Raw genomic sequence first — 15,030 nt, 5'->3', positions numbered from 1 at the left:
CCGGGTTATCCGCTAGCATGAGCGCTTCTCTGTTCTGGAAGTGCTCATGCCCGCGCTGAACCACCCCCACCTGCCCCACACTGAAACCCTGGCCAACGGCCTGCGGGTTTCATTGCGCCATGCCCCCCATTTGAAACGCTGCGCGGCGAGCGTGCGGGTCACTGCCGGCAGCCACGATGTGCCTCCGGCCTGGCCTGGCCTGGCGCACTTTCTGGAACACCTGATGTTTCTCGGCACTGAGCGCTTTGCCGCGCAGCAGGGCCTGATGGCCTATGTCCAAGGCCATGGCGGGCAGGTCAACGCCCAGACCCGCGAGCGCAGCACCGAGTACTTTTTCGAGTTGCCACCCGCCGCCTTTGCCGGTGGGCTGGAGCGTCTGTGCGACATGCTGGCCCACCCGCGCCTGGCCGAAGACGATCAACTGCGCGAGCGCGAAGTGCTGCACGCGGAATTTATCGCCTGGTCCCGGGATGCCACGGCACAACGGCAGTTTTCGCTGTTCGACCGCCTGTCCCCGACCCACCCCTTACGCGCCTTCCATGCCGGCAATCGCTACAGCCTGCCGGTGCCACGCCCGGCCTTTCGCCAGGCCCTGGGCGAGTTCTACCAGACCTTCTACCAGGCCGGGCAAATGACCCTGAGCCTGGCCGGCCCGCAACCGCTGCAAGAGCTGCGGGCCCTGGCCGAACGTTGCGGCGGCGAGTTCGCCAAAGGCGCGCCCGTGCCCCAGGAGCTGCCGCCCGATTTGCAGGCCGACGGCCCCGGGCTTTATGCCCGGCAAGACGGCCGTCACCTGGACCTGCTGCTGTGCGCTGAGCAATTGCCCGAGGGTGCCGCAGAGGCCCTGGAGGTGCTCTGTATCTGGCTGGCGTCGAGCAAGCCCGGGGGCCTGGTCGCCGAGTTGACAACACGCGGCCTGATCGATGGCCTCAAAGCCGCGCCGCTGTATCAATTTGCCGGGCAGGCCGTGGTGCATGTCGACATCGGCTTGACTCCCCAGGGCCTGGAACACGCGACGCTGATCCGCCAACAGGTGCAGGACTGGCTGGGCTTTTTTGCGACGCAGACCGACTGGCCGCCACTGAGCGCGGAATACGCGCGCCTGCAACAACGCCGGCAACAGGTCGCGGGCGCGCTGGAACTGGCACGGTTCGACAGCGAGCAGCGCCAGGGCGCATTGACCGGGCCAGGGCTGGCGGCTCTCCAAACACTGCTCCAGCAACTGCAACCCAAGGCGGGCGAGCCCCTGGCGATTGCCTGGCAACTGCCGCCTGCCAATCCGTTTCTGGCCACCGAAGTCGAGCCGCCACGCGCCGGCCTGATTCGCGGACAAACCAGCAAGCACCGCGGGCTGCGCACCTTTGCCCAGGACCGCAGTCGTGGCCGGCTCGAGCTGCCGGCGCTGAACTTCAGCCAGGCCCTGGCCGAAGATACCGGCGAGGCCGCGCTGTACCTGCGCTGGCGTCTGCACCAGGCGGCCCCGGCCGGGCTGCTGCCGGTGCTGGTGCGCAGCCTGCACGAGCTGCAAGTGGATGCGCGCCAGGCCGGGGTGGAGGTGACGCTGAACGCCAATGGCCAGGACTGGCTGCTGAAAATGACCGGCCACCCGCAACCGCTGCCGGCGATTCTGGCCCAGGTGCTCAAACAGCTGAGCCAGCCCGCGGCCGCCACGTGGCTGAGCAGCGAACCCGCCGCCGCGCCCCTGATCCCGATCCGTCAGTTGCTCAAGGCCCTGGCCGAGCCGCAGTGGGAATCCGCCGCGACCAATGATGCCGCGGCCCTGCAGTTACTGTGGGACGGCGCCCGCTGGGACGGGCTGGGCCTGGGCCTGCCCGAAGCGACGCAACACGCGTTGAAAAGAGCCCTGGGCAAGACGCCCGGTAGCCCCGACAGCGCCCTGGCAGACGTCACCCCCAGCGCGGCCGGCTACCTCTGGCAAACCATCGACTGCGACTCCAGCGAACACGCGCTGCTGCTGTTTTGCCCAGCGCCGTCGACCCGCGTGGAAGACGAGGCGGCCTGGCGCCTGCTCGGCCAACTGTCCCAAGCGCCCTTCTATCAACGCCTGCGGGTCGAGCTGCAACTGGGTTATGCGGTGTTCAGCGGCGTACGCCAGATCAACGGACACACCGGGTTGCTGTTTGGCGTGCAGTCGCCCGGAGCTCCGGTGTCTGAGATCCTCGAACACATTCAGCAGTTTCTGCAGCAACTGCCAACGCTGCTGGCTCAGCTTGACCCCGTGGAACTGGCCTCCCAACGCCAGAGTCTGGCGGCGCAATTCGACCCCGCCAGCCTGGGGCTGGCCCAAACCGCCGAGCTGCTATGGCACAGCGCCCAGGCCGGCCATCCGTCGGATTATCTGCAGCAATTGCCGCTAGCCATCGAAGGGCTGTCGGCGGCCATACTTCAGGACGCGGCCCTGCGTCTGAATCACGCCGAAGGCGGCTGTAGGTGCCTGGCCACCGGGGTTTGCCCGGGCGCACCGTGGCAGGTGCAGCGCTGATCATTACCGTGGCGGTAAAGGGCTTTCTTGCACAGGGGCAGGTCAGGACCGGGGACCGTTGAGTAAGATAGCTCCCTAAGCATCTGAACATCTCCGGCCGGAGGTGGACTATATGTAATGCAGTCACCCGTCCCATCCACTTGAAGGAGCGCCTCCATGTCCTGGTCCAAACCTGCCTACACCGACCTGCGTATCGGCTTCGAAGTCACCATGTACTTCGCCAACCGCTGATTTCTGTCCCCGGGCAACTGCCTCGCAGGAACCCCGGAAACAGAACCCGCAGTGCAACGCCTCGGCTCGCCGGGGCGTTTTTTTGTTGTGTCTTGCCCTGATGGAGCCACCATGTTTGTCCAGATTCTAGGTTCGGCCGCCGGTGGCGGTTTCCCGCAGTGGAACTGCAACTGCGTGAACTGCGCAGGCTTTCGCGATGGCAGCCTGCGGGCACAGGCGCGTACCCAATCGTCGATCGCGATTTCCGATGACGGCGTGAACTGGGTGCTGTGCAACGCCTCGCCGGATATCCGCGCTCAGCTCCAGGGCTTTGCCGCGATGCAGCCGGGCCGGGCCCTGCGCGATACCGGGGTCAGCGCGATCATCCTGATGGACAGCCAGATCGACCACACCACCGGCCTGCTCAGCCTGCGCGAAGGATGCCCGCACTCGGTCTGGTGCACCGACATGGTCCACGAAGACCTGAGCACCGGTTTCCCGCTGTTCACCATGCTCAAGCACTGGAACGGTGGGCTGGACTGGCACCCCATCGAACTCGGCCAGAGCTTCGGCATCCCGGCCTGCCCCCACCTGCGCTTCAGCCCGCTGCCGCTGCGCAGCGCCGCCCCGCCCTACTCGCCGCACCGCTTCGACCCGCACCCCGGCGACAACATCGGCCTGCTGGTCGAAGACCTGCGCACCGGCGGCACCTTGTTTTACGCACCGGGGCTGGGCCAGGTCGATGGCTCCCTGCTCAAGATCATGGCCAGCAGCGATTGCCTGCTGGTGGACGGCACCCTGTGGGACGACGATGAAATGCAGCGCCGTGGCGTCGGTACTCGCACCGGGCGGGAAATGGGCCACCTGGCGCAAAACGGCCCGGGCGGCATGCTCGAGGTGCTGGAGCAGTTGCCGAACCAGCGCAAGGTGCTGATCCACATTAACAACACCAACCCGATCCTCGACGAAGACTCCGCCGAACGTGCCGAATTGGTACGCCGAAAGGTGGAAGTGGCTTACGACGGAATGAGTATTGAGCTGTAGGGCGAATCGCGAGCAAGCTCGCTGTACGGGCTCTGCATCCACTGTGCAGGAGCGGGCCTGCGCGACCTTGCACCCGCAGCCCCCGGAGAACCGCAATGACTGACACCGCACTGTCCCCCGCCGAGTTCGAACAGGCCCTGCGGGCCAAGGGCGCCTATTACCACATCCACCACCCCTATCACGTGGCGATGTATGAAGGCCGGGCTACCCGCGAACAGATCCAGGGCTGGGTCGCCAACCGTTTCTATTACCAGGTCAATATCCCGCTCAAGGATGCCGCGATCCTGGCCAACTGTCCGGACCGGGAAATCCGCCGCGAGTGGATCCAGCGCCTGCTGGATCACGACGGTGCCCCCGGTGAAGACGGCGGCATCGAGGCCTGGCTGCGCCTGGGCCAGGCCGTGGGCCTTGACCCGGATCAACTGCGCTCCCAGGAACTGGTACTGCCCGGCGTGCGCTTCGCGGTGGATGCCTACGTCAACTTCGCCCGGCGCGCCAGTTGGCAGGAGGCGGCCAGCAGCTCGCTCACCGAACTGTTCGCGCCGCAGATCCACCAGTCGCGCCTGGACAGCTGGCCACAGCATTACCCATGGATCGACCCGGCCGGCTACCAGTACTTCCGCACCCGCCTGGGCCAGGCCCGGCGTGATGTCGAGCACGGCCTGGCCATCACCCTGCAGCACTACACCACCCTGCAGGGCCAGCAGCGCATGCTGGAAATTCTCCAGTTCAAACTGGACATCCTTTGGAGCATGCTCGACGCCATGAGCATGGCGTACGAGCTGCACCGCCCGCCTTATCACAGCGTCACCGAACAACGGGTCTGGCATAAGGGGATCACCCTATGAGTTTTGATCGCAGCAAGGTTCCGCACTGGCGACCCGGCTACCGCTTCCAGTACGAACCGGCGCAGAAAGGCCATGTGTTGCTGTACCCGGAAGGCATGATCAAGCTCAACGACAGTGCCGCGCTGATCGGTGGCCTGATCGACGCTGAGCGTGATGTGGCGGCGATCATTGCCGAACTCGACGCGCAGTTCCCCGGCGTGCCTGAGCTGGCGGACGATATCGAGCAATTCATGGAGGTCGCCCGTGCTCAGCACTGGATCGAACTTGCCTGATACCGCGCGCCTGCCGCCCAAACCCGAGGTCGGCCTGCCCTTGTGGCTGCTGGCCGAACTGACCTATCGCTGCCCACTGCAATGCCCCTATTGCTCCAACCCGCTGGATTTCGCCGAGCAGGGCAAGGAGCTGAGTACCGAGCAATGGCTCAAGGTCTTTCGTGAAGCCCGGGAAATGGGCGCCGCGCAGCTGGGGTTTTCCGGGGGCGAACCCCTGGTGCGCCAGGACCTGGCCGAGCTGATTGCCGAAGCGCGCAAACTGGGGTTTTACACCAACCTGATCACCTCCGGCATCGGCCTCACCGAGCAAAAGATCAGCGACTTCAAACAGGCCGGGCTCGACCACATCCAGATCAGCTTCCAGGCCAGCGACGAACAGGTGAACAACCTGCTGGCCGGCTCGAAAAAGGCCTTCGCGCAAAAGCTGGAAATGGCTCGCGCGGTCAAGGCCCACGGCTACCCGATGGTGCTGAACTTCGTGACCCACCGGCACAACATCGACAAGATCGACCGCATCATCGAGCTGTGCATCGCCCTCGAAGCCGACTTCGTCGAGCTCGCGACCTGCCAGTTCTACGGTTGGGCGCAGTTGAACCGCGTCGGCCTGCTGCCCACCAAGGAGCAGCTGGTGCGCGCCGAACGGGTGACCAACGAGTACCGCGCCAGGCTCGAAGCCGAGGGGCATCCGTGCAAGCTGATTTTCGTCACCCCGGATTACTACGAAGAGCGCCCCAAGGCCTGCATGAACGGCTGGGGCAATATTTTCCTGACCGTCACCCCGGATGGCACCGCCCTGCCCTGCCATGGCGCGCGGCAGATGCCGGTGCAGTTCCCCAATGTGCGCGAGCACAGCATGCAGCACATCTGGTACGACTCGTTCGGCTTCAACCGTTTTCGCGGCTACGAGTGGATGCCCGAGCCTTGCCGCTCCTGCGACGAGAAGGAAAAAGACTTCGGTGGCTGCCGCTGCCAGGCGTTCATGCTCACCGGTGATGCCAGCAATGCAGATCCGGTGTGCAGTAAGTCGGCGCATCATGGGATGATCCTCCAGGCTCGCGAAGACGCCGAGCACGCCACCCAAACCATTGAACAACTGGCCTTCCGTAATGAACGAAACTCACGCCTCATCGCCAAGGGCTGAGCCCTTCAGCGCCGCCCAGGCAGTTGCCGCCGGGGTCGACTTCAGCGAATTGCGCCTCGGTGCCCAGGGCCTGTTCTGGAACGAATATCGCCCGGCCGACGCGGCCTGCCGAATCTGGCACTGGCAACACAACCAGGCCCGGTGCCTGACGCCCAAGGGTTTCAGCGTCAGCAGCCGGGTCTATGAATATGGCGGCGGTGCCTTCTGCCTGAGCGACGACGGGCTGGTGTTCGTCAATGACGCAGACCAGCAGCTGTACCGCCAGTCCGTTCAGGGAGAAATGCCCACTGCGCTGACCGCCGGGGAATGCCGCTACGGCGACCTGCAATTCGCCGCGGGCCAGGTCCTGGCGGTCGAGGAGCATCAGGACCGGCACCGGTTGGTGGCCATTGCCCTGGCAGATGGCAGTCGCCAGCTGCTGGCCGAAGGCGCGGACTTCTACGCCGCGCCCACCTTGAGCACCGACGGCCAGCGTCTGGCCTGGATCGAGTGGGATCGCCCCCATCAACCCTGGACCGCGACCCGGCTGATGGTCGCCGAGCGCCTGGCCAATGGCCTCTGGAGCGCACCGCGCTGCCTGGCGGGTAACGACACGCAAGAGGCCCTGCAACAACCACGCTTCGATGCCAGCGGTCGCCTGTATGCCCTGACCGATCGCGGCGGCTTCTGGCAACCCTGGGGCGAATCGGCGGATGGCTTGCAGCCGCTGCCCAGCGCCGCTGCCGATCATGCCCCGGCGCCCTGGCAACTGGGCGGTTGCAGCTGGCTGCCTCTGGGTGGCGAGGCATGGCTGGCGAGCTGGACCGAGGCCGGTTTCGGCCGCCTCGGCCTGCGCCGGCAGGACGGCACGCAACAGGACTTGAGCGGCAACTACAGCCGCTTTCGCAGCCTGGCGATGGACCAGCAGTTCATCTATTGCATCGCCGCCTCGCCGGTCAGCCCGTCGGCGGTGATCGCCATCGACCGTCACAGCCAGCAGGTGCAGGTGCTGGCTGGTGGCGTGTCGCCGCTGCCCGCAGAGCAGATCAGCCTGCCGCAGACCCTGAACTACCCGAGCGGCCAGGACCAGGCCCACGGGTTCTTCTACCCGGCCATGGACAACGCAGCCTCACCGCCGTTGGTGGTGTTCATTCACGGCGGCCCGACCTCGGCCTGCTACCCGATACTCGATCCACGCATCCAGTACTGGACCCAACGCGGGTTCGCCGTGGCCGACCTCAACTACCGAGGCAGCACCGGTTACGGCCGGGCCTATCGCCAGGCCCTGCACCTGCGTTGGGGTGAGGTGGATGTGCAGGATGCCTGCGCCGTGGTCGAGTATCTCGCCCATCAAGGGCTGATCGACCGCAGCCGCGCCTTTATTCGCGGCGGCAGCGCGGGGGGCTATACCACCTTGTGCGCGCTGGCGTTCGCCGATGTGTTTCGCGCCGGCGCCAGCCTGTATGGCGTCAGCGATCCCCTGGGCCTGACCCGCACCACGCACAAGTTCGAGGGCGACTACCTTGACTGGCTGATTGGCGACCCGGAGCAGGACGCCGAGCGTTATCGCGCCCGCACACCGCTGCTGCACGCGGGCAATATCCGGGTACCGGTGATTTTCTTCCAAGGCGAACTGGACGCAGTCGTGGTGCCCGAACAGACCCGCGACATGCTCAAGGCCCTGACGGACAACGGCATTGCGGCCCAGGCCCACTACTACCCGGACGAGCGCCACGGCTTTCGCAAGGCGAGCAACCAGGCTCATGCATTGGAACAGGAGTGGTTGTTTTATCGGAAGGTCATGCAAGGGTTGGACTGAATCAAGCGCTCAGCCCGGCCGCCGCAACGCGGCAAGCCCGCCCCTGCCATCAGGGGCGGGCCGCGGCTTCAGCGCTTGGCGATGATGTACACCGCATGCACGATGCCCGGGATATAACCGCACAGGGTCAGCAGAATATTCAGCCAGAACGCGCCGCCGAAACCCACTTGCAGAAACACCCCCAGTGGCGGCAACAGAATGGCGATGATGATGCGGATAAAGTCCATGGGCAGCTCCATAAAGGCAATTGGCTCACACGAGCCTTACAGCTAATCGACCCGCGCCGCTCGACAGGGTTCAGTCGATTTGCCCTGGCCGCTCAGGCAGACGATCAGCCCTAAGCCCTGCGCTACCGGCCCGCGGGTCGATTCACGCCAGTATTTCCAGGCCATGCTTGTGCACGATGCTCAGCAGCTTGAGCGCCATGCCGCTGGGATGTTTGTCCCCGGCCTCCCACTGCTTGACCGTGGACGCGCTGGTGTTCAGGTACCGTGCGAACACCGGCTGGCTGACGTGATTGCGCTCGCGGATCGCCTTGATCTCCTGGGCCGACATCGCGGCCGGAACCGCCGCGATGCAGGATTCATCGAAGCGGTGCAGGGTGGTCTTGCCGATCGCGCCGATGGCGTGCAGCGCACTGGCCGATTCGTGGATCGACTCCAGGGCCTCGCTGTTGAATTTCCTAGTCATGCTTGATCTCCACAAAAGCGTTCATTTCCAGCATCTGCTGCACTTGCCAATCGTCCAGGCGGTCATAGACCCTGGCCAATTCGCGGAAGGCCATCAGCTCCTTGAGGCTGATGTTGCCCTGGTCCTGCTTGGCGAAGAGAAACTGATACACCCAATAACGCCGCCCCCTGGCCAACACGATCGAACGATGGCGGTTGGCGTTCAGGCGTTTTTTCCAGATTCCGCCGCCGAGGTCGTCAGCTTGTCCGAGCAGCATCTCGCTGAAGGCTTGCCGGAGCGAGCTGTCGCTGATCAAGGCCTTGTTGGCGGCGGCCGTGAATCCTCTGGTTTTGAATAATCGGACTTTCATGGTGTCCCTTCCGCAGAAAACCTACCACCAAGTGGTATATATTTTCAAATCAGGCCGCCCGACGGCGCCCCGCCCCGACCTCGGCGAATCCGTGCCGAGTGCTTCAGGCAACCCGAAGCGGAACGCCGCTTCAAGTACCACAAAGGGTTTTGCAAAAGCCCGAGACAAAAAAACGCCCCGTGCGAAAAATCGGACACGGGGCGACGCGTTATTACCGCGAGACGGTTCAGGAATTCTGTCAACGCAAGGTCGGGTGCGGCCCTGAGAGGTAGTCCAGCAAACGGAACAGGGTCGGCGCCAAGCCACTGCAATGGGGAATGCCGGCGCGGATCGCCTGGTCATCCTCGACGGTATCCGGCCGAGCCTGGTGCTCGGCATTCAGCCAGGCCTTGGGCCGGGCCTGGAGCAGCGCCTCGATACTGTGCCAATCGCTCTGCATCAGGCACTGCAGGGCAATGGCTCGCTCCTGCCAGATAAACCCCTGGTTGGCGCAGGCCGCCGAGCGATACAGCGGCAACGCGCCCTTGGGCAGCTCGAAGCTCTCACCGTGCCAATGAAAGGCCATCAGCCGTTCCGGCAATGCCAGGCCCAGAGGCGAACCCTGGGCATGGGGGTATTTTTCCACCGGCCACCAGCCGATCTCCCGCGATGCGCTGGTGCGCACTTCAGCACCCAGCGCCTGGGCCAGCAGCTGGCCGCCCAGGCCAATCCCTAACACCCGCTTGCCCGCGGACAGCGCCTTTCTGATCAAGCGCTTTTCGGCGCCCAGCCAGGGAATCAGGGGATCATCGTGAACGCTCATCGGCCCGCCCAGAGCGATCAGCAAATCGAAACTGTCGAGCCGCGGGATTCGCGCCTGGGCATAGAGATGGCAGATGTGCACGGCACTGGCACGTTCCAGCAGCCACTGGCTGATACGGCCCGGGCCGGCGGCCGGGGAATGTTGCAGAATCAGCACCCGCATCAGACAGCCACTCCCTTGCGGCACTGCAACTGCGCCGTGCGCACCCGAGAAAACGCACGCGCGAGGCGTAGCAGCATTTCATCGATATTGGCTTTGCTCACCGTCAGCGCCGGGGTAAAGCGCAGGCAGTCAGGCTGGGGCGCGCTGAGCAGCAAGCCTTCGTGACGCGCGGCCTTGACCAGTGCCTGGGCCGAGTCGTCGGACAGGCTCAAGCCCCAGAACAGCCCGTGGCCATGCAGCGCGCCCTGGCCGTGACGATGGGCCAGGCGCGCCAGGCCTTCGCGCAGGTATTGGCCGGTGTCGCGAACCTGTTCGAGAAAACCGTGCTCCAGCACCGTGTCGAGGACCGCCAGCCCGGCAGCACTCATCAACGCGTTACCGTGATGGGTGCCGTCGAGTTCGCCCACCTCGAAACAGCAGGCCTTGCCCCGCGCCAGCAACGCCGCCAACGGCACGCCACCCCCCAAGCCCTTGCCGAGCACGGTGATGTCGGCGCGGACGCCATAGACCTGCTCCGCCAGCAGGGCTCCGCAACGCCCGATGCCGGTCTGTACTTCATCGAGAATCAGCAGGATGCCCAGCTCGCGACACAGCCGCTCGACGCCCTTGAGGTAATGCTCGGTGGCGGGAATCACCCCGGCCTCGCCCTGAATCGGTTCCAGCATGATCGCCACGGTGTGTGCGTCCACCGCGGCATGCAGCGCCGGTAGATCATTAAACGGCACATGGCTGAAGCCTGGCAGCCGGGGTTCGAAGCGATTGCCCTGGTTCGGGCTGGCCGAGGCCGACATCGCCGCAAACCCGCGACCGTGACAACTGTTGCTGGCGGTGATGATTTGCGCCGCGCCGCCCCGATGCAGTTGGCCCCACTTGCGCGCCAGCTTGATCGCCGCCTCACAGGCCTCGCTGCCACTGCCCAAGAGGTACGCCTGGTCGCTACCGGTGCTCAGGCACAGGCGTTCGGCGAGCTTGAGCATGCTGCGGTTGTAAAACCCCGAGCCGGGGTTGATCAGCGATTGCGCCTGGGCGGCCAGCGCCGTGACCAGGGCAGATGGGCTGTGGCCCAGGCTGTTGGCGGCCGCGCCCTGGGTGAAGTCCAGGTAGGCGCGGTCTTCGTTGTCCCAGAGCCAGGAACCCTGCCCCCGTACAAACACCGGTTGAGGCCGCTGCACGCTGGGCATCAGGCGCTCGCTGCTGCGCTCGTCAGCGCTGGCCGGCAGGCAGAAATCAGTGGCCAGGTCGTCGAGGCTGGCGGGCTTGCGCCGCAGATTGAACAGATTCATGCACGCAGCCCTTCCAGCGGCAGGCCGAGCAACCGTGAAGACCAGTCTTCGACGCGGCCGGTGCGCATGCGCTTGATTGCGATATCGCGCCAGCGCGAAGCGAGCGCCGGGCAGTCCACCAGTTTTTTCAAGCCGGCATGCTCCAGAGGCTCCTGATAAAAACAACGCAGGGCCCAGGCCACGGTCAGGCCGGGATAGCTGCGCTGGATCAGCTCGAACGGCTGGTCGGCGCTGACGAACCCCGGCTTGAGCACCCGGTAGAACCAGCCGCAGCGACCATTGTCCTGGGCCTGTTGCGGCAGGCTCGGGATGCCCCAGCGGTGGCTCAGGCGATAGCAGGGGGAACGGGGCTGGCTGATCTGCAGCAAGGCGCCGCCCCAGCGAAACATGTCGCCCAGGCACACATGCTCTTCCGTCAGGCCGTGGGTGGAGAGGTTTTCGCCAAAGGCCGGGGCGCACCAGTCGATCTGTGGATAACGCTTGCGCCAATAGGCGTAGTGCTCGGCCGGGTAGTGATGCAGGGCACGCTCGGGGCCGGTATGAAAGCGCGGATCACCGTGCTCATCGCTGCCCAGGCCTTGCGGCCACAACCAGAGTCGATTTGCAACCGGGTGTTTATCCGTGTCGCTGATCAAACCCTGGCCGAGGTTTTTTGCCTTGCCTATGTAAACGCCCTCCACATAAACCGTATTCATCGCGCTCTCTGGCCCTGTAAGCCTTGTGAATAGGGGTTAGACTAGGCTTCTTGGCGGCACTCGGCCATTTCGATTTTCCAGCATTTTTGATAAGTAAAACTTATGGATTTCAAGCAACTGCGTTATTTCGTCGCGGTCTATGAAGAAGGCCATGTGGGCCGGGCCGCAGAACGCCTTTCCATCTCCCAGCCGGCGCTCTCGCAGCAGATCCGGCAGCTGGAACAGAACCTCGATGTCAGCCTGTTCGAGCGCAGCAGCAAGCGCCTGTTGCCGACCCTCGCTGCGCACACGTTGTATAACCATGCCCTGCCGCTGCTCGATGGCATGCAACGGGCACGCGAGGCCCTGGGCAACTTCCGCGGCCAGGCCTTGCGGACCCTGGCCATCGGCGTGTTGCAGACCGTGCACACCAGCCTGGTGCCGCAAATGCTTGAGCGGGTGCGCAAGGCACAGCCCCATCTGGTGGTGCAGATCTATGAATTGACCGGCCTGGAAATCGAACGCCGGCTGCTCAATGGTGCGCTGGACATCGGCATCAGCTACCTGCCGCCGCGCCAGGCCGGATTGCACGGCGTGTCACTGTACGAAGATGAGCTGACCCTGGTCATCCCCGCCGACCACCCGCTGCGCGAATTCAAGAAAGTGTCCATCAGCCAGGCGGCCGAGTTGCCGATGCTGCTGCTCGGCGAGGAATTTCAGGTGCGGCAGATCTGGCAGGCGCAACTGGCCAGCCTCGGGCGCCGCCCGCAAGTGCAGGCCGAGTTGAACAATATGGCGGGGATTCTCGATAGCCTGCCCCATACCCGCCTGGCAACGGTGTTGCCGGGGCGCTCACGCCAGGAACATGGCAATAAGGATTTGCTCTGGAAACCGCTGAGTGAACCCAGGGTGCCGTTGAAAGTGGGGCTGGTCTGTCGCGACGTGCAGCGTCAGCAAGGCACATTGGAGCTGCTGCGCAGCTTGCTGGAAGACGTGATGAATGGCCCGCAAGGACGATTGCCCGGGACCGCCCCCCTGGATGGGCTGGGCTGAAGAGCCCGGAACAAAAACCCGGGCAAAAGAAAACCCCGCCGAAGCGGGGTTTTGCAGACTGTTTCCCTGACATCCTTTTCACTCCGCCATCCTGGCAGAATCCTACGTGTCCATGTTTTGCTTTTGCGCTTCCTGCGCGACGTCCATGTGAAGTAGATTAGCTCTGGATCCAATCTGTCGATAGACGTAATCAGCAGCACGCAATGTAAGAGAATGCTTACATTGCGTCCTCAGCCTCAGAACTGCGCAGCGTCCAGCAGGAACAGCGATTCACTGCCCGCCTTGACCGACGCGCTCAACGAGTGAATCCGCGGCAACAGGCGAGCGAAGTAGAAGCGCGCGGTGCCCAGTTTGCTGGCGTAGAAGTCTTCCTGCCCTTCCTTGCCCAGTGCGGCCTTGGCCATCAACGCCCACATGTAGGCGTAGGCTGTGTAACCAAACGCTTGCAAATACTCGACCGAGGCCGCGCCGATTTCGTTGGGGTTGCTCTTCGCCCGATCCAGCAGCCAGGCCGTCAGGTCGTCGAGCACAGCCACGGCGTCATTCAACGGCTTAGTGAATTCCCCCAGGTCGCTGCTGGCGGTCGCAGTGAAATGGCGGATCTCGTCGGCAAACAACTGATAGAACGCACCGCCGTTGCCGACAATCTTGCGCCCTACCAAGTCCAGCGCCTGAATGCCGTTGGTACCTTCGTAAATCTGGGTGATGCGCACATCACGCACCAGCTGCTCCTGGCCCCACTCGCGAATGTAGCCGTGACCACCGAAAATCTGCTGCCCGTGCACCGTGGTTTCCAGGCCCAGATCGGTCAGAAACGCCTTGGCCACCGGGGTCAGCAAGGCCACCAGGTCTTCGGCGCGTTTGCGCGTGGCGGGCTCTTCGCTGAACTTGGCGGTGTCGAGTTGCATCGCCACATAGGTCGAGAACGCCCGGCCGCCTTCGTTCGAGGCTTTCATGGTCAACAGCATGCGGCGCACGTCCGGGTGGACGATGATCGGGTCGGCCACTTTGTCCTTGGCTTGCGGGCCGGTTGGCGAGCGACTTTGCAGGCGATCGCGGGCGTACTCGACGGCGTTCTGGTAGGAGCGCTCACCCGAGGCCAGACCCTGGATACCAACCCCCAGGCGCTCGTAGTTCATCATGGTGAACATCGCCGCCAGGCCTTTGTTCGGCTCGCCCACGATGTAGCCGACCGCCTCGTCGAAGTTCATCACGCAGGTGGCCGAGGCCTGGATGCCCATCTTGTGTTCGATAGAACCGCAAGTCACCGGGTTGCGCGCACCCAGGCTGCCGTCGGCATTGACCATGAACTTGGGCACCAGGAACAACGAGATCCCCTTGGGCCCGGCCGGTGCGTCCGGCAGCTTGGCCAGCACCAGGTGGATGATGTTTTCGGTCAGGTCGTGCTCACCGCCGGTGATAAAGATCTTGGTCCCGCTGACCCTGTAGGAACCGTCCGCCTGAGGCTCAGCCTTGGTGCGGATAATGCCCAGGTCGGTACCGGCATGGGGTTCGGTCAGGCACATGGACCCGGCCCAGACTCCGGAGTACATGTTCGGCAGATAGGTCTCTTTCAGTTCTTCGCTGGCGTGGGCGTTGATCGACAGGCAAGCCCCGGCGGTCAGCATCGGGTACAGGCCAAACGACAGGCTGGCGGAGTTGACCATTTCCTCGACCTGGGCCGACACCGCCTTGGGCATGCCCATGCCGCCATAGGCCGGGTCGCCGCCGACGCCAACCCAGCCGCCCTCGGCATAGGTCTGGTAGGCCTGGGTGAAACCCTGGGGCGTGGTCACCGCGCCATTGCTCCAGTGGCAACCTTCTTCGTCAGCGCTGCGGCTCAGCGGGGCGATGCTCTTGCCAGTGACTTTGCCGGCTTCCTCAAGAATGGCCTCGACGGTTTGCGCATCGACCGTTTCGGCCAGCGCAGGCAGCTCGGCCCAGAGTTTGGCGACCTCGAAAACTTCATTGAGGACGAAGCGCATATCGCGCAGGGGCGCTTTGTAGTCAGCCATGGCAAACCTCGCAAGATCTAAACAAGAGGGCCGAAACAGGCCCCAATAACGAAAACCGAAGTGTAACCTAACAACTTTTGTGACACATAGGGTCAACTAGTGACCTTTTTGTTAATTTTAGTCACATAGGATTCCAGACATGATAAAGCCCGCACCAGGCGGGCTTTCAACGGCTTGATCGAACAG

Annotated in this window: 15 protein-coding genes; 8 read left to right on the top strand and 7 right to left on the bottom strand. The window is 64.0% G+C overall.

The features are described 5' to 3' along the window. The first annotated feature begins 46 nt into the window (after positions 1 to 46). From pqqF to MF4836_RS26715, 7 genes are all read left to right on the top strand, one after another. Positions 47 to 2,503, top strand: a complete 2,457-nt coding sequence (gene pqqF, locus MF4836_RS26745) for a pyrroloquinoline quinone biosynthesis protein PqqF (protein ID WP_078472845.1) — start codon at positions 47 to 49, stop codon at positions 2,501 to 2,503. A 156-nt stretch (positions 2,504 to 2,659) separates the two neighbouring features. Further along, positions 2,660 to 2,734, top strand: a complete 75-nt coding sequence (gene pqqA / locus MF4836_RS26740; RefSeq protein WP_020295432.1) for a pyrroloquinoline quinone precursor peptide PqqA — start codon at positions 2,660 to 2,662, stop codon at positions 2,732 to 2,734. A 111-nt stretch (positions 2,735 to 2,845) separates the two neighbouring features. Beyond that, the gene (gene pqqB / locus MF4836_RS26735; protein ID WP_078472844.1) at positions 2,846 to 3,757 is read left to right on the top strand and encodes a pyrroloquinoline quinone biosynthesis protein PqqB; all 912 of its coding nucleotides are present in this window, start codon (positions 2,846 to 2,848) and stop codon (positions 3,755 to 3,757) included. Between the two features lie 95 nt (positions 3,758 to 3,852). Then, entirely contained in the window at positions 3,853 to 4,605 is a 753-nt protein-coding gene (pqqC, locus tag MF4836_RS26730; RefSeq protein ID WP_020295430.1) for a pyrroloquinoline-quinone synthase PqqC, read from the top strand. Continuing rightward, positions 4,602 to 4,877, top strand: coding sequence for a pyrroloquinoline quinone biosynthesis peptide chaperone PqqD (gene pqqD / locus MF4836_RS26725; RefSeq protein ID WP_020295429.1), 276 nt, complete (start codon positions 4,602 to 4,604; stop codon positions 4,875 to 4,877). Before pqqC ends, pqqD begins: the two co-directional genes overlap by 4 nt. After that, on the top strand, positions 4,849 to 6,018 hold the full coding sequence (pqqE, locus tag MF4836_RS26720) for a pyrroloquinoline quinone biosynthesis protein PqqE (RefSeq protein WP_078472843.1): 1,170 nt from the start codon (positions 4,849 to 4,851) through the stop codon (positions 6,016 to 6,018). Before pqqD ends, pqqE begins: the two co-directional genes overlap by 29 nt. Next, a complete protein-coding gene (locus MF4836_RS26715) occupies positions 5,984 to 7,816 on the top strand; it encodes a S9 family peptidase (protein ID WP_078472842.1) in 1,833 nt (610 codons plus the stop codon). The genes pqqE and MF4836_RS26715 overlap by 35 nt, the downstream gene beginning before the upstream one ends. 68 nt (positions 7,817 to 7,884) lie before the next feature. On the opposite strand, the gene MF4836_RS26710 is transcribed toward MF4836_RS26715, so the two are convergent. From MF4836_RS26710 to MF4836_RS26685, 6 genes are all read right to left on the bottom strand, one after another. Beyond that, complete coding sequence (locus MF4836_RS26710) at positions 7,885 to 8,043, bottom strand: YqaE/Pmp3 family membrane protein (RefSeq protein ID WP_003228885.1); 159 nt, start codon at positions 8,041 to 8,043, stop codon at positions 7,885 to 7,887. A gap of 142 nt (positions 8,044 to 8,185) precedes the next feature. Continuing rightward, positions 8,186 to 8,506: a helix-turn-helix domain-containing protein gene (locus MF4836_RS26705; RefSeq protein ID WP_078472841.1), complete on the bottom strand. Its 321-nt coding sequence runs from the start codon at positions 8,504 to 8,506 to the stop codon at positions 8,186 to 8,188. Beyond that, positions 8,499 to 8,855, bottom strand: a complete 357-nt coding sequence (locus MF4836_RS26700) for a type II toxin-antitoxin system RelE/ParE family toxin (protein WP_078472840.1) — start codon at positions 8,853 to 8,855, stop codon at positions 8,499 to 8,501. The genes MF4836_RS26705 and MF4836_RS26700 overlap by 8 nt, the downstream gene beginning before the upstream one ends. 238 nt (positions 8,856 to 9,093) lie before the next feature. Then, complete coding sequence (locus MF4836_RS26695) at positions 9,094 to 9,819, bottom strand: type 1 glutamine amidotransferase (protein WP_078472839.1); 726 nt, start codon at positions 9,817 to 9,819, stop codon at positions 9,094 to 9,096. Next, entirely contained in the window at positions 9,819 to 11,102 is a 1,284-nt protein-coding gene (locus MF4836_RS26690; protein WP_078472838.1) for an aspartate aminotransferase family protein, read from the bottom strand. Before MF4836_RS26690 ends, MF4836_RS26695 begins: the two co-directional genes overlap by 1 nt. After that, a complete protein-coding gene (locus MF4836_RS26685) occupies positions 11,099 to 11,797 on the bottom strand; it encodes an MOSC domain-containing protein (protein ID WP_078472837.1) in 699 nt (232 codons plus the stop codon). The genes MF4836_RS26690 and MF4836_RS26685 overlap by 4 nt, the downstream gene beginning before the upstream one ends. Positions 11,798 to 11,899: 102 nt before the next feature. Here MF4836_RS26685 and MF4836_RS26680 point away from each other — a divergent pair, with 102 nt between their 5' ends. Further along, positions 11,900 to 12,829, top strand: coding sequence for a LysR family transcriptional regulator (locus tag MF4836_RS26680; RefSeq protein WP_078472836.1), 930 nt, complete (start codon positions 11,900 to 11,902; stop codon positions 12,827 to 12,829). 236 nt (positions 12,830 to 13,065) lie between these two features. Here the strand turns inward: MF4836_RS26680 and MF4836_RS26675 are convergent, their stop codons facing one another. Then, positions 13,066 to 14,844, bottom strand: coding sequence for an acyl-CoA dehydrogenase C-terminal domain-containing protein (locus MF4836_RS26675; RefSeq protein ID WP_078472835.1), 1,779 nt, complete (start codon positions 14,842 to 14,844; stop codon positions 13,066 to 13,068). Positions 14,845 to 15,030 lie beyond the last annotated feature (186 nt).

It is taken from the genome of Pseudomonas sp. MF4836 (assembly GCF_002018875.1).
Taxonomy (GTDB): domain Bacteria; phylum Pseudomonadota; class Gammaproteobacteria; order Pseudomonadales; family Pseudomonadaceae; genus Aquipseudomonas.
The sequence above is the reverse complement of the archived record's forward strand: the minus strand, read 5'-3'. Positions and strand labels throughout refer to the sequence as shown.